The organism is Hydrococcus rivularis NIES-593, from assembly GCF_001904635.1.
Taxonomy (GTDB): Bacteria; Cyanobacteriota; Cyanobacteriia; order Cyanobacteriales; family Microcystaceae; genus Hydrococcus; species Hydrococcus rivularis.
Genome location: NZ_MRCB01000011.1, coordinates 79873 through 100608 on the forward strand (window position 1 = coordinate 79873; position 20736 = coordinate 100608).

13 protein-coding genes are annotated in these 20736 nt (G+C 44.4%); 10 read left to right on the top strand and 3 right to left on the bottom strand.

Annotated elements, in window-relative coordinates; all coding sequences use genetic code 11:
* The first annotated feature begins 270 nt into the window (after nucleotides 1-270).
* Nucleotides 271-2820 carry a hybrid sensor histidine kinase/response regulator gene (locus NIES593_RS11195; protein WP_073599651.1) on the top strand — a complete coding sequence of 850 codons (2550 nt, stop codon included), beginning with the start codon at nucleotides 271-273 and terminating at the stop codon, nucleotides 2818-2820.
* Between the two features lie 35 nt (nucleotides 2821-2855).
* On the opposite strand, the gene nblS is transcribed toward NIES593_RS11195, so the two are convergent.
* Together nblS and NIES593_RS24115 are read right to left on the bottom strand one after the other, a co-directional pair.
* Nucleotides 2856-4757: a two-component system sensor histidine kinase NblS gene (gene nblS / locus NIES593_RS11200; RefSeq protein WP_425432538.1), complete on the bottom strand. Its 1902-nt coding sequence runs from the start codon at nucleotides 4755-4757 to the stop codon at nucleotides 2856-2858.
* Nucleotides 4758-5072: 315 nt separating this feature from the next.
* On the bottom strand, nucleotides 5073-5249 hold the full coding sequence (locus NIES593_RS24115; protein ID WP_175561109.1) for a hypothetical protein: 177 nt from the start codon (nucleotides 5247-5249) through the stop codon (nucleotides 5073-5075).
* 288 nt (nucleotides 5250-5537) lie between these two features.
* Here NIES593_RS24115 and recQ point away from each other — a divergent pair, with 288 nt between their 5' ends.
* From recQ to NIES593_RS11220, 4 genes are all read left to right on the top strand, one after another.
* The gene (recQ, locus tag NIES593_RS11205) at nucleotides 5538-7664 is read left to right on the top strand and encodes a DNA helicase RecQ (protein WP_073599697.1); all 2127 of its coding nucleotides are present in this window, start codon (nucleotides 5538-5540) and stop codon (nucleotides 7662-7664) included.
* A gap of 244 nt (nucleotides 7665-7908) precedes the next feature.
* Entirely contained in the window at nucleotides 7909-9084 is a 1176-nt protein-coding gene (locus NIES593_RS11210) for a Ycf66 family protein (protein ID WP_073599653.1), read from the top strand.
* Nucleotides 9085-9166: 82 nt separating this feature from the next.
* Entirely contained in the window at nucleotides 9167-9658 is a 492-nt protein-coding gene (locus NIES593_RS11215) for a hydrogenase maturation protease (RefSeq protein ID WP_073599654.1), read from the top strand.
* Between the two features lie 641 nt (nucleotides 9659-10299).
* Nucleotides 10300-10608 (top strand): hypothetical protein, encoded by a 309-nt coding sequence (locus NIES593_RS11220; RefSeq protein WP_245817427.1) that lies wholly within the window; start codon nucleotides 10300-10302, stop codon nucleotides 10606-10608.
* On the opposite strand, the gene NIES593_RS11225 is transcribed toward NIES593_RS11220, so the two are convergent.
* The gene (locus tag NIES593_RS11225) at nucleotides 10565-11458 is read right to left on the bottom strand and encodes a formylglycine-generating enzyme family protein (RefSeq protein WP_073599656.1); all 894 of its coding nucleotides are present in this window, start codon (nucleotides 11456-11458) and stop codon (nucleotides 10565-10567) included. The two genes, NIES593_RS11220 and NIES593_RS11225, sit on opposite strands and share 44 nt — an antisense overlap.
* A 278-nt stretch (nucleotides 11459-11736) precedes the next feature.
* Here NIES593_RS11225 and NIES593_RS11230 point away from each other — a divergent pair, with 278 nt between their 5' ends.
* The 5 genes from NIES593_RS11230 (at nucleotide 11737) to NIES593_RS11255 (ending at nucleotide 20679) form a co-directional block, all read left to right on the top strand.
* Nucleotides 11737-13584, top strand: coding sequence for a polysaccharide biosynthesis/export family protein (locus NIES593_RS11230; RefSeq protein WP_073599657.1), 1848 nt, complete (start codon nucleotides 11737-11739; stop codon nucleotides 13582-13584).
* Between the two features lie 12 nt (nucleotides 13585-13596).
* Nucleotides 13597-15768: a GumC family protein gene (locus NIES593_RS11235; protein ID WP_073599658.1), complete on the top strand. Its 2172-nt coding sequence runs from the start codon at nucleotides 13597-13599 to the stop codon at nucleotides 15766-15768.
* 261 nt (nucleotides 15769-16029) lie between these two features.
* Nucleotides 16030-16575, top strand: coding sequence for a pentapeptide repeat-containing protein (locus NIES593_RS11240; RefSeq protein WP_073599698.1), 546 nt, complete (start codon nucleotides 16030-16032; stop codon nucleotides 16573-16575).
* A gap of 1114 nt (nucleotides 16576-17689) precedes the next feature.
* A complete protein-coding gene (locus tag NIES593_RS11250) occupies nucleotides 17690-19228 on the top strand; it encodes a lipopolysaccharide biosynthesis protein (protein WP_245817429.1) in 1539 nt (512 codons plus the stop codon).
* 242 nt (nucleotides 19229-19470) lie between these two features.
* Entirely contained in the window at nucleotides 19471-20679 is a 1209-nt protein-coding gene (locus tag NIES593_RS11255) for a glycosyltransferase family 4 protein (protein ID WP_073599659.1), read from the top strand.
* Nucleotides 20680-20736 lie beyond the last annotated feature (57 nt).

The window sequence follows — 20736 nt, forward strand, 5'->3', positions numbered from 1 at the left end:
CAAACTGGAAGAGGGGTTGGGGGTGAGGACGATCGACCATCTCTGTCATTAATGAATGAAAAATGGTATTACTCAATCGAAGTCCGCAATCGTGAGAAGATAATCGATAAACTCTAAGAATTCTACAAACTATTAACTCATCTTTGCTATTTGCAAATTAAATTTTCTTAAAAACAAAGAAAAACTCGAATGATATTAGATCGCTGAAAAAAACACCTATTTAATTTTTAACTTCCCCAAATTTTTCCGCCATTTTGAACATTGCACGCAATGAACAAGCAGATTGCCAAAAGTCTTGAAAAAATCCCGTTACGTCTTTTGCTTCTAGTGCCCTTTGTTTTACAAATCTTTGCCGCTGTAGGATTGACAGGATATCTATCCCTACAAAACGGACAAAAGGCTGTCAATGACCTTGCGAGTCAGCTACAGAGAGAAATTAGCTCGCGGATCGACCAGCACCTCGATAGTTATTTAAAAACCCCGCGAGCAATCAATCAAATCAATGTGGATGCCGTAAGGTTAGGTCTGCTCAATCTAGGAGACATCAAAAAAACCGGACATTACTTTTGGAAACAAATGCAAGCATTTGAGGATGTCGGTTACATCAGTTACGTACTAACGACAGGCGAATATACAGGCGCGGGACGCTGGATGGAAGGCAAGGGAGTCACCATTGATGAAGTTTCTGCCAATACCAAATGGAAAAACTATACCTACGCAACCGATCGTCAAGGAAATCGTACCGAAGTAGTCTTTACCTCTGACTACAAGCCTTTAACAGAATCTTGGTATACGGACACGGTTCGGGCAGGCAAACCGATATGGAGTCAAGTTTTTTCCTGGAGTGACGTTCCAGATATTTTGTCGATCTCGGTTAGCTATCCAATTTACGACTACACCAAAAAACTAAAAGGGGTCTTGAGCGTTGATTTCCGGCTTACAGGGATTAGCGATTTTTTGAGCAATTTAGAAGTCAGTCCGTCAGCAAAAATATTTATCTTAGAACGCAACGGGCTAGTGTTAGCCAGTTCGAGTCCTGAAAAACCTTACAAAATGGTGAACGGTAAGGCGCAAAGACTGAATGTTCTAGAAAGTAAAGATTTTTTAATTCGAGCCACAGCCGACTATTTAAGAAAACATTTCGGTAGCTTTAACGAAATTCAAAATAGTCAACAGCTTGAGTTTATGCTCGATGGCAAACGCCAGTTTGTCCGAGTCACCCCTTGGCGAGATGAGTTAGGTCTAGACTGGTTAGTAGCGATCGCGGTGCCAGAATCGGATTTCATGGCACAAATTAATGCTAATACTCGAACTACGATTTGGTTATGCTTGGGCGCTCTAGCAATAGCAACTGTCTTGGGAATCTATACGTCTCGTTGGATTAGCCGACCGCTTCTGCGATTGAGCCAAGCATCCCAAGCCATTGCGAACGGTCAACTAGATCGACAAGTTAAGGTCGAAGGGGTAAGCGAACTGAGAATTCTGGCTCGCTCTTTCAACCAAATGGCTAAGCAACTTCGAGACTCTTTTGCCGCGCTTCAAAAAACCAACGCAGAACTAGAAACCCGCGTCGAACAGAGAACCGCTCAATTCAAAAAAGCCGTGCAAGCAGCGATGAAAGCAGCTTCAGAAAGCGCTACCGCCAAACAAGCCGCAGAAGCAGCCAATCGCGCCAAAGGCGAGTTTTTGGCAAATATAAGCCACGAACTGCGCACTCCTCTCAATAGCGTCATTGGTTATGCCAATATCTTGATGAACGATCGCGCTCTATCTGCCCAACAAGCCAAAAGAGCCAAAATTATTCAGCGCAGCGGAACCTATTTATTAACGCTGATTAGCGACATTCTAGACTTTTCTAAGGCAGAAGCCAGCAAGCTCGAACTCGAACCTACTGATTTTCATTTTCCCAGTTTTTTAGAAGAAATCTGTGGCATCGTTGAGATGCGGGCACAAGAAAAGAAACTGCTGTTTCAGTGCCAGATGACGGGCGACATTCCCACTGGCGTAAGAGCCGATGAAAAGCGACTCAGACAGGTATTAATTAATTTGCTCGGCAATGCCGTCAAGTTTACCGACAAAGGGCAAATACTCCTCAAAGTTAGCGAAATCGGCACGAACTATAGATCGAATTTCATCCCTCATAAACAAATTCGCTTTGAAGTCGTCGATACGGGAGTGGGAATTAGCCCATTGCATTTAGAGACAATTTTTCAACCCTTTGAACAAGTTGGCGATCGCGATCGCAAGAGAGGCGGTACGGGTTTGGGCTTAGCAATTAGCAAACAACTGGTGGAATTGATGGGCAGCCAACTACAAGTATCAAGCCAACTACAGCAAGGTTCGACTTTTTGGTTCGATCTCGCCTTACCCGTCGTCGAGATAGCTTTGGAAACCCAACCGAAGGAACGAATTAAAGGTTACCAAGGAAAACCGTGCAGAATTCTTGTGGTAGGCGACCGACAAGAAAATCGTTCGCTTCTGCTCAGTTTGCTGAAACCCTTGGGGTTTGAGGTAATGATGGCAAAAAATGGCGAGCAAGGATTGACCATTGCCCGTCAACTTAAACCCGATCTCATCTTGACCGATATCATGATGAGCGTTAAGACTGGCTTGACAATGACCAGAGAAATTCGAGAAATTCCTGAAATTAAAGACGTGCCAATTATCGCGATTTCAGCCAGTCTAATCGAAATGATGGAGGAAACTTGTTTGCGTGCTGGCTGTAATGCTTTCTTGCCAAAACCTATAGACCAACAGCAGTTGCTCTCTTTACTGAAAGAATACTTGCACTTGGAATGGATTTATGAAGGCGGATACTAATATTTAGTCTCCAGTCACCCCGATTTAGCTCAAAACTATGCTTGTTCGGGTTCTTGATAGATGCATAAATCGAACCAGAAAGTCGTTCCTACCCCCACCTCGCTAATCAAATGCACTTTGCTATGGTGCTTCTCGATAATATTTTTAACGATTGACAGTCCAAGTCCCGTTCCCTCTAGGGTATGAACCCGATTTTCAACGCGGAAGAAACGTTCAAAAATCGCTTCTCGATCTTCGGGATCGATCCCAATCCCTGTATCCGATACTTCTACTCTAACTTGAGACTGACGATCCCAACGGTCGAACTTGTAGGCACGAATGCTAATCTTGCCCCCCGCTTCCGTAAACTTGAGAGAATTGCCAACTAAGTTAGTTATTACTTGCAGTAATAAATCGTAATGACCCAAAACAGGCGGTAAATTTGGCTCGACCTCTTGGATGATTTCTAGTCCCTTATCCTTGGCATTGAGTTGATAGGTTCGCAGTGTTTGTTCGATGATTTGAGCGATATCGACAGCATCGAGATGATAGGTTTTTGAAGATTCTAGACGAGATAAATCGAGTACGTCATTGACCAATCGAGTCAGGCGATCGGTTTCGTGATTAGCTGTTTCTAAGAACTCTCGACGTTCGTTTTCCGTTAAATCGTTTCCAAATTCGCAAAGGGTTTCAATAAATGATTTGATATTAAACAGAGGCGTTCTCAATTCGTGAGAGACATTGCTGATGAATTGACTTTTGGCTTCATTTAATTGCGCCTCGCGAGTTACATCCTGTAATGTCATGGCAATTCCTTTAATCGCCTCGCTATGGCGATCGAGAACTTGCGTTAAGAAGATGCGAACGGTCCGTCGAGTAGGTTGCGCTATAGTCAAGCGAAATTCTTCTGGAGAGGTGCTGCTATCACCTAGAGACAGGCGATCGAAATTTTCAGCTGGCGGCAGGTCATTTCCTAACTCGGCATTTTCTGATTTAAGGACGTGACCGGAAGCAAGTTGGTGTAGTGGTTCGCTCAGTTGTTCCTTCAACTCTGCGGGAAAAAGGTCGAGAACGTTAGCCCCGATCGCGTCTCGTCCTTCCCAACCCAACATTTGCCTTGCCGTGGGATTGACTAATAGTAATTGCAAGTTAGGATCGAGCAAAATCGCACCATCGGCAATAGTAGACACCAGCGTTTCTAACTTGGCTTTCTCTGCCGTGAGTTCTTCGATATTTTGCTCTTCATAGCGTTCTAGCCGTTCTGCCATCTCGTTGAAGCTGAAAATTAACTCGCCCAGTTCGCCGCCAAAGGGCAGATCGATTCTCTGTTTAAAGTTTCCAGCCGCGATATTTTTGACCCCTACCAATAACTCTTTAATGGGTTTGGTGATAGCGAGGGCGTTAAAGACAGCCCCTAAGATAACCATTGCCCAAATGGAAATAAAAACGGCGATCGTGACATCTCTGGTTATGTTAGAAGAAGCAACAACTGTCGGATTGGGATTTATGCCGATCGCCAGCACGCCTAGATATTTCCCTTCGTGTCTGAGGGGGACGAATACGTCAGTCACTTCTCCGTCTGGCGTAATATGCTGGCGCACCATCGGCAGTTCGGTACTGTCAGCGTAATCCTCTGGTAGCTGTATGCGACGTTCGATAGTCAGCGAGTTTTTTACTTCAGCTTCCGAGTAGGGAATGCCAAAAAAAATCTTGCCTTCTTGGTCGGCGTAAATCATGTAGCGTACGCTGGAAGTACTCTGATAAAAACGACTGGAGAAGCGTGCCACCTCTGTCAAATTGTCTTCAGCGATCGAAGGAACAACATTAGCAGCTAGCAGGAGTCCCAAATCTCGACCGAAGCGCGTGTCGTTTAAGCGGGCATCTTGCTGAATGGTATTGACTGCCCAAAAAGTCAGACCACTCATGAGCAAGGATACAACTAATGTTGCAGCCGCCATTAACTTGGTTTGAAGCGTGAACTCCGACCACCAACGGGCAATAATTTCTCGAATTGTTTTGAGGAGATCCAACAAGTTCAATTCTATTCTAAGGAAAAGAAGAAATCTCTATGTAGATATGATTTTCCCCATTTATTATATCGCCTTCTTTACTTCCCTTGCTTTAACAGTTCCGATGTTCTCTCGCTTTTAGGGATAACGAGAATTGCGTTGGCTTTGTCTGTTAACAGTTTTTTTGTTACCGACGGTAATGACTTGTTATGAGGTTGTCACAATAGTACTCTGCGTACATATTAGGAACTTCATCCTTGCTGCTCAATTAGATTTGTGCGAAGCTAACCGTGCCATTTCATACAGATGTTTTTGGGATTTCTGGGCGATCGCCGTTGCCAATTCACTCATTTCTCTAGCTTTGTCTTCAGCAAGTTTGGCAATTTCCAAAGCCTCTAGCAGTTTTGCTTTTTGCTCTTCGCTCAGGGATAATCGTGTCATCGTAAATCTTCCAAAATCCTAATACCAATTTTCAGGTTTTCGCGATCGACATTGTTCACCCCTCTCCCAAATTGTGAGATGGGTTGGGGGTGAGAATGAATGAAAAATGGCATAACAGCTTTGCTAACCAGTATTTTAGTCTCCAGTACCCGAAGTACCCGACTTAACAACTCTCCTAAATCTTCATTAGTTTTTAAAATGCTCGATCGCTAGTTTTAACAGAAATTTGTTAGGCGATCGAATAGAGGTTTTACAATAATTTCGTTGTCAGCGCCTCAACTCCCGCTTATGCCACAGTTTCCCTCCCTAGAAGCCGCCCTGAAGCATTTTTTCGGTTACGAGCATTTTCGTCCGGGGCAGCGAAAAATCGTCGAAGAAGCGCTACAAAACCGCGATTTGCTGGTCATTATGCCTACAGGCGGTGGAAAATCCCTTTGTTTTCAATTGCCTGCCTTACTCAAACCGGGACTTACCGTAGTCGTGTCGCCTCTGATTGCGCTGATGCAAGATCAGGTAGATGCCTTGCAGGACAACGGCATTGGGGCAACGTTTCTCAATAGCACTCTGACATTCTCAGAAGTGCGATCGCGAGAAACTGCCATTCTCGACGGCAAGATTAAATTACTCTACGTTGCGCCGGAAAGACTATTGAGCGAAAGATTTCGTAACTTTCTCGACTTGATAGCGACAAAAGTTAGTATTGCTGCTTTTGCGATCGATGAAGCCCATTGCGTTTCGGAATGGGGACACGATTTTCGCCCAGAGTATCGACAATTGATCCAACTGCGCCAAAGATATCCTCACGTTCCGATGTTTGCCTTGACCGCAACCGCAACCAAACGGGTACAAGAAGATATTATTCAACAATTAGGACTGCGTCAGCCCGGAATTCATTTGGCTAGTTTTAATCGTTCCAATATTTATTACGAAGTCCAACCCAAAGAACGCCGTAGCTATAATCAATTATTAAAACTTATTCGCACGCAACAAGGGTCGGGAATTGTCTATTGTCTCAGTCGTCGCAATGTCGATGAAATTGCGTTTCGCTTGCAAAAAGATGGCATATCAACCGTTCCCTATCATGCCGGAATGACTGATGAAGCAAGAACCTTAAATCAAACTCGATTTATCCGAGATGACGTAAAAGTTATCGTCGCAACTATTGCCTTTGGCATGGGGATCGATAAACCCGACGTTCGCTTTGTCATTCACTACGATTTACCCCGCAATCTAGAGAGTTATTATCAAGAATCGGGACGGGCGGGAAGAGATGGAGAACCTGCTAGTTGCACGCTATTTTTAAGTCTAGGAGATGTCAAACGAATTGAATATATTATCGACCAAAAAAGCGATCCTCAAGAGCAAAGAATTGCTCGCCAACAATTACGTCAAGTCATTAATTATGCAGAAGGAACTGAATGTCGCCGCACAATTATTTTACGCTATTTTGGTGAAAGATTTCCGGGAAATTGTTCTGGCTGCGATAATTGTCGCAATCCGAAACCTATAGAAGATTGGACGATTGAAGCGCAAAAATTTCTTTCTTGCGTGGCACGAACTCAAGAAAGATTTGGCATGATGCATATTATCGATGTATTGCGAGGGTCGAGCAAAAGAAAAATTGAAGAATATGGTCATCACCTTTTATCTACCTATAGCATTGGCAAAGATAAAACGGTGAAAGAATGGAAAATGTTAGGACGATCTTTAATTCATCAAGGATTAGTCGATGAAACGACCGATGGCTATCCCGTACTGAAATTAAATAGACGGAGTTGGGAAATCCTACGAAAAGTGCGATCGGTGCAAATAGCTGTTACTGCGCAATCAAATTCTAAAGTTTTAGAAGGATATAATCCCAAGGCAGCAGAAGTTGAGATTCTTTTGGAAAGATTAAAGCAATTGCGCAAACAAATAGCCGATCTTCATTCTCTTCCCCCTTACGTTATTTTTTCCGATTCTAGCCTCAAATTAATGGCGCAAATACAACCAAAAACTTTACAAGAATTTGCTAAAATTTCTGGTGTTGGCGCTCACAAACTCGAACGGTATGGCGATCGGTTCGTTTCTGAAATTCGTGCTTTTTGTCAGGAACAAAAATTACCCGTTTCTCTGCCATCAAATAGTCAAAAAATGACTCTACAACTTTATCAGCAGGGCTTGTCTGTAGAAGAAATCGCCCAGAGACGAGGTTTTACCATCTCGACTATTTATACTCACTTGTGCGAACTGATAGAAACGAATCAGCCGATAGATATTAATGATTTCGTGGTTCCAGCCAAGCAAGAATTAATTATCCAAGCCATACAAACAAAAAGAGCCGATTCTCTAAAAAGTTTGAAAGAAGCTTTAGGAGAAAGCTTTAGCTACGAAGAAATTAAACTGGTACGCGCTTGGTGGCGAAGAGAAAAATAGCGATCGCTACTATACTTAACTTGCGCTGGAGAAAGGGAAAGCAAGTGCAGTTCGCTATGCTGTTTTTGAATCCGGTATTATAGTTAGAGCTATTGCCAGAGCGATCGCGAGTCTATTGGGTTATGAAACTCGGCCGATATCTAGTAAGACACAATTGCTTCTGTAGAGATAAAGAATCTTTTGTCGATAAGGGACAACTTGCATCACAATGGGATAGGAGGAACACCGAAGGAGCAACCCTATCATGCTGGCATACATCCTAGCGATCGTCGTCGGACTCGGCAGCCTAGCCCTTTTCCTAACCGCTTTCTTTCGCCCCAAGCTTCATCGCCAAGATGACTTTCTCTGGAGCGGTGTTGGCTTATTCTATGCCCTAGTCCTCTGGCTTGGTGCCCAACAACTTCGAGGAGGCTTGTTGTTAGGTCAAGTAGCAGGTGCGGCTCTCATCCTGACCTTCGGCTGGCAAACTCTAAAATTGAGATGGGCGATCGCCAATCCAGAAGCGATCGCCGAAATAGAAAGCTTTTCTTTATTAGTGTGGTTGCAAAACCGTGTGGGCAGCGCCTTTAAGAAGAAACAACCTTCACCCCCGCCTGTAACTGTTGCCCCTCCAGCTTCTAAAACAACATTAGAAGTTGTTGAAACCCCTCCAGAAGTAGAAGCTGAGGAACCAGTGCCACCCCAAACAGAAGTCATCACCTCAGAGACAGTAGAAGAAACTACCCAACCCTCGGAGCCATCTGAATCCGCCACACCCGAACCAACTAGCGAAACGGTCGTTCGAGAAGCAATTTCGACCTCCCCAGAAGGCGAGACGGCGCAAGAGGAAATTACTCAAGCCACGACTCCCGAAGTTAAACCAGCAACGCAAAGCAAAGAAAGCTTTTCTTTTAAAAAGCTATTCGGTTTTGGCAAGCAAAAGCCCAAACCTAAAATCCCTTCTGCCAAACCAGAAAGCATTACAGCAGCCCTAGACTCGTCGGAAGCCGAAACAGAAAGCAGCAATGAAACTGATGGGGACGCAAGCGTTCCCCAAGCTTCAGAGCCAGCGGCTATCATCGAATCTACAGACGCGATCGCCGCATCCGAGCCAGAAACAGAGACATCTAACCAAGCAGAAATTGAAGTAGAAGCCCGCGATGGAGACGCAGAAACGCTTATTGAAGCTTATCGAGCCGAAGCCGAGAGTACCCAAACGGAAGCGAGCGAGGAAACTGTCAAGGAAATAAAAGTAACCGAGGTTTCCTCGAAACCCGTAGCAGAAATCATTGATGCTAGGGCAAACCGCGAGGAAATGACACCAGAGTTAGAACGAGAACATTCCACCTCCGAGATTTCGAAAACGGTAGATGAGGAAAACGTACCGGAAACTCCTAATTCTTCTAGCTCTCCGAGTTCGCTAGAAGAAAATAAACAATAAATATACAATCAATCCGGAAATTTAGCAAAGCCCTCTGAAGTATAAGAGTGTTAGCGCATAAATTCAGATTCTGATAAAGATTATGAATAACAATCTCGCCAGTACTCAATCTAAGGTACTGATCGTTGGCTATGGGAATGACTTGCGCAGCGATGATGGCGTCGGACAGGAAATCGCTAAAGTTGTTGCCCGGCAGAATCGAGTCGGAGTGCGATCGCTTTGGAGGCATCAATTAACCCCCGAACTTGCCGCCGATATTGCCGAGACAGAACTTGTTATTTTTGTCGATGCCTATCTGGCTTCACAGATGCAAGATGTACAAGATGTAAAAATTTGCTCGGTAGAACCGCTTGACTCTGGCACCCCAAGCAGCCACAGTAGCGATCCGCGCGGGGTGCTGTTGCTTGCTCGAACTGTCTTCGGTCATTGTCCGCCAGCTTGGTTAATCGCCGTACCGGGAACGAACTTTGAACTGGGAGAGAGCTTTTCGCCGACTGCCCAAAAAGGTATAAAGCGAGCCTTAGAACAGCTCGATCGTCTCCTTGAAACTCATCGATTCACGATAGCTTCATAGAACAAATAGAAAAATCATTGATAAGAATTTCGCTGCCATGTAAATAACTTAATTTAAATTGCATATCTTAAAATGAGAGAAAAACAGCAATTGGCTCTTTATTGATTTTCTAATTAGCTTATTTTATGCTTTTTTGAATCGACAAATTAGATAATTAGCGGTCTAACTTCCTAGCTAACTTCGATTGCCTCATAGATTGCTGAGTATATTTACTTAGTAAGCGATCTTGTTAACTTTTTTCCTAAAAAGATTTTTTAAAGAATTATAGTAAGTTAACAATCGTTTGTGTTATAAATTACTTTATTTTGTGAGTTTTAAGTTTAACTTACATTAATATCAATGATTCTTTTAAGTGATAGTTAACCTTAAGATGAAAACCAAAAAGAATTCACAGAATCTTTACAAAAGCCAGTGTATTCTTGACAAAAGTCTTATACATCTTTAAAGCTATTGCTTATAGCATAGAAAAAGAAGATAATTAATCGCTAATAGTTCCCTAGCCAAATTAGCTTCAACGTTATGTTCACCCTAAGTCATTAGGAAAAATGTCTAACAAAAGAAAAAAAAGAAGTCAAATTCAAAAGTTCTATTGTCCTTGCTGTCAAAAACGTCTGTGGCGTCTAGGGGGTCCAAAATACCATTTGTTTTATCAGGACATATCAGAGCTTAAAAAAAACCTGGGGATCACTCGAAAAAAAGCCAGTTTTTTAGCAACCCAAAATTCTGCCTATGTTGACCGCAATGCTTGGTTAGAAGAGTTCTTTTGCGAGGAACACGGCACGATTTGGATGCGACTTTCCAAGCAAGCAGATGGTACGCTAGCAGCAATTCCCGCTAAAAGAAGCGATTGGAAATCTACAACTCGCACGATCGATCCAGAAATTCCCAATCCATCGGTTAGTGAATTCAGCTACCACATGAGTCGTCGGGCAAGCACTCAGTTGGTCTGAGGGAAGAAATGCCAAGACTTTGTTCTTCGCAAACCACTCGAAGACCAACAACGCTTGACCTAGAGTCGGGTTCGCAACAATCGCGATAAGCCGAACGACAATGTTTAGAATGAGACAGCCAAAACCCGCCGCGAATGACCCGCGATTCCTCCTGTCCCCCGGCAATCAACCAAGCACTGCCATCAGCAGGCGCTCCTTCATAATCGTCGTGCCAGAGATCGAGACACCATTCGTAGACATTGCCGTGCATGTCATACAAGCCGAAAGCGTTAGCTACTCCAAAGGCTCCTACTGGTGTGGTTCCCTCAACTTTCTTACTTCTCAGTTGCGAGCTGCGAGTATTAACCAGATGCTGCGGCAGTCTCTTACCAAAATGGAAAGGGGTTATCGTTCCAGCTCGACAGGCATATTCCCATTCAGCCTCAGTAGGAAGTCGATAATTTCTGCTATTAAGTTGCGACAGTCGCCGACAAAACTCGACGGCTTCGTACCAAGAGACTCTCTCGATCGGGCGATCGGCTCCTTTGAATTTGGAGGGATTAGGAATGAGGGGTAGCTCAACGGGATCTAAGGTAGCGATTGCCTGCCACTGAGCTTGGGTAATGGGGTATTTGCTCATAAAAAATGGTTTGATCGCAACCCAATGTTGAGGTCTTTCGTTGTCGTATCTTTCGATTTCATCGTCCGGCGAACCCATCGCGTAGATTCCAGCAGGAATAGCTACCATCTCTAGAATGACGCCATTGCCAAGCTCTTCGCTAAAATAGCGACCTTGAACGCGGCTTAGCTTAAGTTCTTGCGCTTGTGGTTTTACAGTTGCCACGTCAAATTCAAAAACATGGGTATTCATTACCGCTCAACCTCTTTTTATGAGTCAGCCAATTCCCATTAGCTATATCTATACGATTCACGTTTTCAGAGGAGTAATTTATGCAGCTTTTACTCAACTTTGGATATTAGTTTGTCAGGAAATAGTAAAAAAGTTGGGCAGATTCTCTAGATTCAAATGCCCTATCGATCCTAACGATCCCTGCTTTTAGCGGTTTTATCTTTAAAAATCGATTGATTGCTTTACTTAACTCGTTAAAAACAATATTCTTGCCTTATAAATTAAATAAAAATCTGCCTATGTCTAATGCTTTAGATCGGCCCAAACGGATGATTCTACTCACTACGGGGTTAATCGTATCAACCGTAGCCATAATAATCGATCCTCAAGTCGCAACAGCTCGATCGTCGTCTATCGAAGTAGCACTAACGTCCGCCGAAACCAGTGCAGGCGCTTCCGAAACGGCTTATATTTTAGGAGCAGGCGATCGCGTTCGCGTCGATGTCTTTCAGTTACCCCAATACAGCGGCGAGCATCAGGTTTTGATCGACGGTTCGCTCAACTTACCCAGAATTGGCAGCGTGCCAGTTGGGGGAATGACCTTAGAACAAGCAGCCAAAGCCATTGCCACTAAATACGCAAGTGCTAGGGTTCTCCGAGATCCCCAAGTGACCGTTAATTTGCTAACACCGCGTCCGGTGAGAATTGGGATTGCTGGAGAAGTTAACCGTCCCGGATCCTACACCATGTCGCGCGAAGCTCGCGAAGGAGGGACGGGTGGGCAATTGCCCACTATTGCCCAAGCCTTGCAGCTTGCCGGAGGAATCACTCAAGCCGCAGACTTACGTAACGTTCGAGTGAGTCGTCTCCAAGGTCGGGGTTCCAAGCAGACGATTACTGTCGATCTGTGGCAGGTAATCCAGACAGGTAATCTCGGTAACGACTTAACGCTGCGAGATGGCGATACTATCTTTATCCCGACTGCCAACCAGATTAACCTGGCAGAAGCTCCCCAGCTAGCTGCTGCTAGCTTTTCTGTCGATAGAAACCGCCCGATCAATATCGCCGTTTTGGGCGAGGTTCGACAGCCAGGTACTCATACCATTCAAGGTCAAGGTCAGCCAGGTCAGCAGGGCGCTGGACTGCCAACCGTCACGCAGGCACTCAAAGCAGCTGGTGGAATCAATCCCCTCGCTGACATTCGTAAGGTTCAGATTCGTCGGCGCACCCATGCCGGTTCCGAACAAATCGTCGAAGTAGACCTCATGCAACTCTTGCAAGCTGCCGATTTTCGGCAAGATTTGCTCCTTCAAGACGGAGACACCGTCTACGTTCCCACATCGGAAGAGATAAACCTAGCACAAGCCTCTCAATTGCGCTCTGCTAGTTTTGCTCCCGATAAAACTCAACCTCTCAACATTACCGTAATCGGTGAAGTTTTTCGTCCGGGTCCCTATACAGTGACAGGCAGTGCCAGAACCGGTCAAGCAGGCGTACCTGGGGGAACGGGTGGGGGTGAAAGCGTCGCTCCTACCGTAACTCGCGCCATTCAGGTAGCTGGCGGGATCAAACCCCTCGCCAACGTTCGTCAGGTCGAAGTTCGTCGCCTAACAAGCACAGGAGAGCAGCGGACTATCACAGTCGATCTTTGGAAGCTTCTGCAACAAGGAGATTCGAGTCAGGACGCAGTATTACAGGAAGGAGATACGATTGTCGTACCGCTGGCAACGGCACAAGATCCTGGAGAAGCTGCTCAGGTAGCTGCGGCTAGTTTTTCTCCAGACACGATCAAGGTTAATGTAGTTGGAGAAGTCCAGAAACCCGGAATCGTAGAAGTTCCCCCAAATAGCCCGTTAAATCAAGCCATATTTGCTGCGGGAGGATTTACCAATCGAGCAGAGAATGATACGGTAGAACTAATCCGCCTTAACCCAAACGGTACGGTGTCTCGACAAGAAATTTCTATCGATTTTGCCCAAAAGCTTAACAACGAAAATAATCCCGTCCTCTACAACAACGACGTGATCGTAGTTGGTCGCTCTTCTCTGGCAGGTATTTCAGATACGCTCGATGCAGTATTAAACCCTGTAGGAAGATTCTTTTCGATCTTTACTTTGCCATTTACTTTATTTAATCTTTTTGATTAAACAGGAACGATCATGAACTCTGAACGCAATTCTCACCCGTGGCTGCTAGCCAGTGCTGCTCGGTTTAACGAGAGTGATGAAGGGGGATTAAATCTAGGGCAAATCATCGCCGTTATCCGTCGTAAGGCCGTTTTAATCGCTGGTATCACTCTCGGAGTCGCAGCTTTAGCTGGACTTAAGGCTATTACCGACGATCCGATCTATCAAGGTCAGTTCGAGATTTTAATCGAGCCAGAGACGATTGAATCTAAAGTCATCTCTTCGGCTAACCGCGATACCATAAGCGATAAAGGTATCGACACCGTCCAGGAAGACGAAGTCAAGCTCAAGATATTAAAGAGTCCCGAAGTGATGGCTCCCATTGTCAAACAGCTTCAAGCTCTTTATCCAAAGATTACCTACGAATCCCTTTTTAACGACGTAAACATTACGACCAAGGGAGAAAAAACCCTAATTTTGACAGTCTCCTACCAAAATAAAGATCCCAAACAAGTCAAAACCGTTTTAGATACCGTTTCTAAGGCTTATTTGGACTATAGCCTTAATACTCGTCAGACTGGAATCCGACGAGGGATCGACTTTGTTGAAGGACAACTGCCCCAATTGCAAGAGAGCGTCGCCGTTCAGCAACAGCGACTGCAAAAAATCCGGCAGCAGAATAATATTATCGATCCAGAAGTCAAAGGTCAACAACTGTCTACTTTGATTGGCTCTTTCGAGCAACAGCAGTTGCAAACTCAGCTCGAACTCAATGAAGCCAAAGCGCTCTATGCTTCGATGCAACAAGAATTGACGCGACAGGAAGCTAGTTCGGTTGCCCTGGCAGCGTTGGCTGAAAATACTCGCTATCAGAACTTACTCAACCAGTTGCTCGAAATCGACAGTCAAATGGCGAAAAGCTCCGCCTTACTGCTGGAAGAAAGTGCAGAAATGAAGACTCTCAAGCAGCAGCGGCAAAATTTACTGCCCTTGCTCCGTCGCGAAGGGCTTAGGGTAGCTAGAGAGACCTCTAATCGCATCCAGCAGCTAGAAACCCGAAATAAACTCTTAACGCAGACGCTAGATCGTCTCAATCGAGACGTGAAGCAATTGTCGTTAGTTCTGCGTCAATACAATGACATTCAGCGAGAACTGGAAATCGCCACAGAAAACCTGAATCAATTTCTATCTAAACGCGAAGGCTTGAAAATCGACGCAGCTCAAAAGGAATTGCCTTGGCGGTTATTGACTCCTCCTCCAGAGGAACTCGTACCAGTCTCTATTAGTCTCCGGAAAAACTTATTGTTGGGGGCGATTTTAGGATTGCTATTGGGTTTGGGAGCAGCTTTAGCCTCAGACAAACTGAGCAATCTACTTTATACTTCTCAAGAAGTTAAGGAAGTCGCCAAGCTGCCAATTCTAGGCGTGATTCCTTTTGAAAGAGTCTTAGAAAAATGGTCTCCCCTCGAAGAGCGCTCCGCTCCGATCGACGGACCCGCTCGCGTTCTGATGCCGAGCGACAGAAACGGAAAATCTCAAGCTTTTTCTGTAAGCCCTGCTTTTCTGGAAGCTTTCCGCTTTCTCTATACCAATATTCGTCTGCTCAAATCCAATCCTCCCATCCAATCGCTTGTCGTCAGTTCGGCTTCGTCTGAAGACGGAAAGTCTACCGTTGCTCTCTATCTGGCTCAGACGGCAGCAAGCATGGGTCAGCGAGTTTTATTGGTAGATGTCGATCTGCGCTATCCCAGCCTGCACGAGCGCTTGATGTTGTCCAACCAACAAGGGGTATCGGATATTCTGTCTTCAGAAACGCTCGACTTCAACCATGCCATCCAGCGATCGCCGCTTGAAGATAACCTCTACATTCTGACCTCTGGATCGATTCCAGCCGATCCGACCAGATTTCTCGCTTCTGTAAAAATGCAGGAGTTAATGGAGAGACTGCAAGCTGCCTTCGATCTCGTTATCTATAAAGCCTCATCTCTTTCAGAATTTGCCGATCCCTATCTACTAGCCAACCATACTAATGGCATTCTGCTCGTTGCCGGATTGGGCAAGCTAAAACGCCCAGTGCTCGAACACGCTCTAGATGAGTTAAGGATATCCGGCACGCCAATTTTAGGGGTCGTGGCTAATATGGCGAGAAATTCCATGTCGGCTTCTCGTCGAGAGGAATTGACAAAAGAGCGGGTAGCTTATTAGTTTTTTCTCTAAAATTTTTGTCGAGTCTTGCGGGCTTCTTGCCCTGAAAAAACAATTGATTTGAATGGCTGAAAAATTGTTTGTTGTCCGTCGAGCCAGAATTCTCGACGCTTGACGCGATCGCTCTCTCACTTATGGGTGAATCCGGACCGATCCAGGGGACACAATTAATGATAAGTTTTTCTCAAACCGACTGCCAACTTTTGGTAGCCCTATGAGATCCGGTTCGACCAGTGAGAGCTTATGGTGAAAAATGTAGAAATGACTAATGTTGAGCAACTGCTAAGACAATATTGGGCAGGAGAAAGAGATTTCAAAAGAATCAATCTTCATGCTGCCGATTTGAAAGAAGTCTGCTTGATAGATGCCGATTTAGAGGAAGCCAACTTGGAGGGGGCAAATCTTTACCGAGCTAACCTAAAAGGAAGTTGCCTCTATAGAACCAATCTAGCTCGTTCCAATCTCAGAGAAGCTAACCTGAGCGGCGCTGAAATGTGGAAGATCGATCTCGGTCAAGCTAATCTGGAAGAAACCGACCTGAGCGGCGCCAATTTGAACGGAGCCTATCTTTGGAAAGCAAAACTCTGTATCGCCAACCTGGAGCGAGCTTACCTTAAAGAGGTCAATTTGGTTCAATGCGACTTATGGAGAGCGAACTTGAGAGGGGCTTACCTGATTGGTGCAAACCTTACAGGAGCGAGTTTAAAAGGGGCTTGCTTGGAGAGAGCTAAGTACGATGAAAAAACGATTTTTCCAGATGATTTCGATCCCATCAGTGCTGGAATGCAGCCCTGTGAAGGATATTAACAATTCACAATTGAGCGACTGAGGTTCCAGACCATCAGTTTTAGTCTTGGAAAGGAAAAAAATTCTTCCTCTACTCCAAATCCTTGCTTTGCGGGTGCAGGCTCGTATTGGTGAATTGGTCAAAATCTACTAACCCGATTCGATTGAATTTTTATCATTTGATAGAGGCAAAAAATAGTTGGTAAATATACTTGACATCTTATGTGTAGTAAAGCTACCTTTGATAGGTAATAGATGAATAAGTGATGCTTAATATCATACTGTTTTTTGCAGCAGCTAAGCTGCTGTGAATTACTTGAGAAGACACCTGCGAGTGCGCTTGAGTAATTCTGAAGAGGGGAATAATATTGTCTTTTTTCAGAGAAAGCTTTTTACTAAGAAAAAATTAAGTTAAATCTAACAAGTTGTCCCAAAAGTGTAGCAAGGTATTCCGCTGTGAAACGACGCAGTCTGCTTGCACTTCGTCATGTTAAACGTCGCAATAGCGAAGTGAAGCATCTCAGCATACCAACTCCAATCCTAGATTCTTCGTTACGTTCTCCTGCACTCAAAATGACAAAATGGACTTTTGGGATGTCCTCTAAAGATTTATAGACAAGCCTTTTTAGAATGAGTAAAACTACTAATCTCTAGTCTCATCTGAGCTAGAGCGTCTTTATTAATCGATAGGCATTTTGTTACTTGATAGGCAACGTCTTGACAGTGAAAAGAAAACTGATCGAAAAGCGCATCACCATAGGCTTTAGCAAACCCGAAATCGAGAAGCTAGAAGCTTACTGTAAGGTAACAGGCAGAAGCTACACCGATGTAATTAGGGAATGTGTGAGAAATCTAACAATTTCTACGGTTAAACAACCATCAAGTTAATAAATAGAGAGCGGGCAAACTCTATAGTCTTTGGCTTAGATAGAACCCACTCGCTTGCCAAGAGAGTAAGACTGAGGCGCGAGCGAACTAATCCCTGTTGTCGCTTTTGCACAAAAAATTAGATCGTCAGATCAGATCTAGTGCCTGCGCGATGTCTCTTGATTAAAATACGCGCGATCGATTACACGGCTCCTACAAAGAGTAGTTGTGCGAGCTGTACCTGCAATTATTCTTTAGAGGTATCTACTTGCTGAAGTTGATTAGAAAGAAATTCCGTAATTCAGACCCCGATCGCTTCTTGCGAGTCGATAGCGTAAAGGCAGATCTTAAGGGTCATTCCGTTCGCGGTGGAGCAGTTACCGTCGCTACCGAAATTATTAAATTTCTCCTTTACCTAGGATCGTTCGCAATCCTAGCTCGACTGCTCTTGCCAGAAGACTATGGACTCCTCGGCATGGTCAATGTTGTTCTCGTCTTCTTTGGTTTGTTCGAGGATTTGGGACTTGCTACAGCAACAGTCCAGGCACCCGAAATCAATCACAAGCAGGTCAGCACTCTGTTTTGGATTAATGTAGCGTTGGGTTTTACTCTGTTTTTAATTTTTGCCGCCCTGTCTCCTCTTCTGGCTCTGTTTTATCGAGAACCTCGCTTGATCGGAATTACGATCGCGTTGGGAAGCAACTTTATCTTCAGTAGCTTATCCGTTCAGCACCGAGCCATCCTAAGAAGACAGATGCAATTTGCCAGCCTTGCCAGAATGCAGTTGGTTGCCATGGCAAGTGGTTTGCTCGTCGCCATCGCAGCGGCTTCATACGGAATGGGGTACTGGTCGTTAGTAATCTTGCAACTAGCGATGTCCATTACTGGTTTGGTAGGATTTTGGAGCGTTTGCGGTTGGCGACCCGGACTGCCGCAGTGGACTCCCGAAGTTCGCTCTATGGTCTCCTTCGGGGGAAATGTTACTGGGTTTTACTTCTTTGACTACCTATCTCGCAACTTAGACAATATCTTAATCGGTCGCTTTTGGGGAGCGCAACAGCTCGGACTTTATGCCAAAGCTTACCAACTGTTAATGCTGCCAATTCAGCAGTTCACCGGTCCAATTTCAGGGGTAGCGCTTTCGGCTCTCAGTCGCCTGCGAGAGGAACCAGAACGATACCGATCTTATTACTACAAATCCACGCAGTTCATAGCAACGCTGGGAATGCCAGTCGTTGTCTTCATGTTCGTAGCGCTCGATAAAGTCATCCTGACGGTTTTAGGAGAGCAATGGCTGGGGATCGTTCCTATCTTTCGTTTTCTGGCACCCGCTGCCTTTCTAGGAACATTTACGTGGACGGGATGGGTTTATCAGTCATTAGGACGCGGCGATCGCATGTTACGTTGGGGCGTTATCTCCTCGACTGTAGATGTTATTGCCTTCGTAATTGGCGTTCGTTGGGGAACTCTGGGGATCGCTACGGCATTTAGTCTATCCCAGTTAATTCTTTTAATCCCCAATTTTGTTTACTGTTTCAAAGGAACGTCTTTAAAAATGTCTCAATTAGCGATCGCCGTATCGCGACCAGCTATCGCATCAATCGGTGCAGGAGCGATAACTCTTGGCATCGGTCAACAATTTCTCAATATTCCCAATGTAGCGCTCGGCTTCTTAGTGGATTGCATTTTGTATGGTTTATTTTACTTCGGATTATGGCTGCTTCTGCCTGGTGGAAAGTCTACTTTGCTGGAAATGTTACAAACAGTTAAGACATTGAAAAGCAAGCCTAAAGAAGCACTTGAATAATTCTTGTAAGCTAGCTGCTATGCAGGTTAACTATTCTGTTTAATTCTTTGCCGCTCGATTGTGGGAATGATTTCTATCAATCGTCTGCATAGAGTAACAGAAGAAATTCAAACCCAAATTTAGGGAATTGTTGATAGCTGCACCAACAAATTATGAGACGTTATGTAATATAAATTACTTGCTCGATGAAGTAGTAGATCTATAATCGAAGAACTTTTTGTTGTATTTAGCTTATTAGATCTATGAAATTAGCATATGTAACTATCTACGATGCCAGAGTTTTAGGAACTTCTAGTTCTAATGAGTGGTCGGGAACTGGTTATTACATAGCTGAAGCTATTAAGAGTCGCGCGGTTTCTCTGGAGTATATCGGTCCGCTAGAAAGTAACTTAACGATCGAAATCATAGGTAAGCTCAAGCGTCACTATCACGAATTGTTTCACAAAACTTACGTCAAACATGTTGCGCCTTTACTACTCAAAAATTATGCAAAACAGGTTTCTCAAAAACTATCGACAATCGAGCCAGACATTATATTTAGTGCAACAGTAGAACCAATTGCTTACCTCGAATGCGATCGCCCAATCGTTTTCTGGGCAGATGCTACTTTCGCCAATCTAATCGATTTTTATCCTCAATACAGCAATCTTTGCCAAGAATCGATTAACTGCGGTCATCGAATGGAGAAATTGGCTCTGCAAAAATGCGACTTGGCAATTTATGCATCTGATTGGGCGGCTCAAACAGCGATCGATTATTACCAAGCCGATCCATCAAAAGTAAAAGTAGTCCCGTTTGGAGCCAACCTCAAAAACGAACGCAATTTTGAGCAAGTAAAGACGCTCGTAAAATCTAGACCGTCAAACAAATGCAAATTACTGTTTTTGGGGGTAGATTGGTATCGCAAAGGCGGCGATATTGCCCTCAAGATTGCCAAAGAGCTGAATAAAAAAGGATTAGAGACAGAGCTAACAGTTGTTGGCTGTCAACCCATTGTAGAAGAGCCTTTACCCGATTTTGTCAACGTTTTAGGTTTCATCAGCAAAAGCTCCCAAGAAGGACTGCAATTGATTCATCAACTGATATCAGAGTCTCACTTTTTAATTCTGCCCTCAATAGCTGAATGCTATGGCGTAGTTCTATGCGAAGCCAATTCTTTTGGCGTTCCCTGCCTTGCCACCAAGGTGGGCGGCATTCCGACAATTATTAAAAACAATGTTAATGGCAGACTTTTTAACAAAAATGCAGATATTGTCGAATATTGCCAATATATTGCCTATTTCTTTAGAAATTACCCTAGCTATGAAAAATTGGCTCTCTCTTCTTTTCACGAATATAAGTCGCGTCTGAACTGGTCGGTAGCCGGTCAAACTATCAAAAAATTGCTAACGTCCGCGATGCCGTTTAAACAGCCGCAAAGCAGATATTACGCAATTAGTTCTCGTACTTAGATCGATAAGAAAAGAGATATTTTTATATTTTTATATCTTCTTTCATGAAAATGAGCG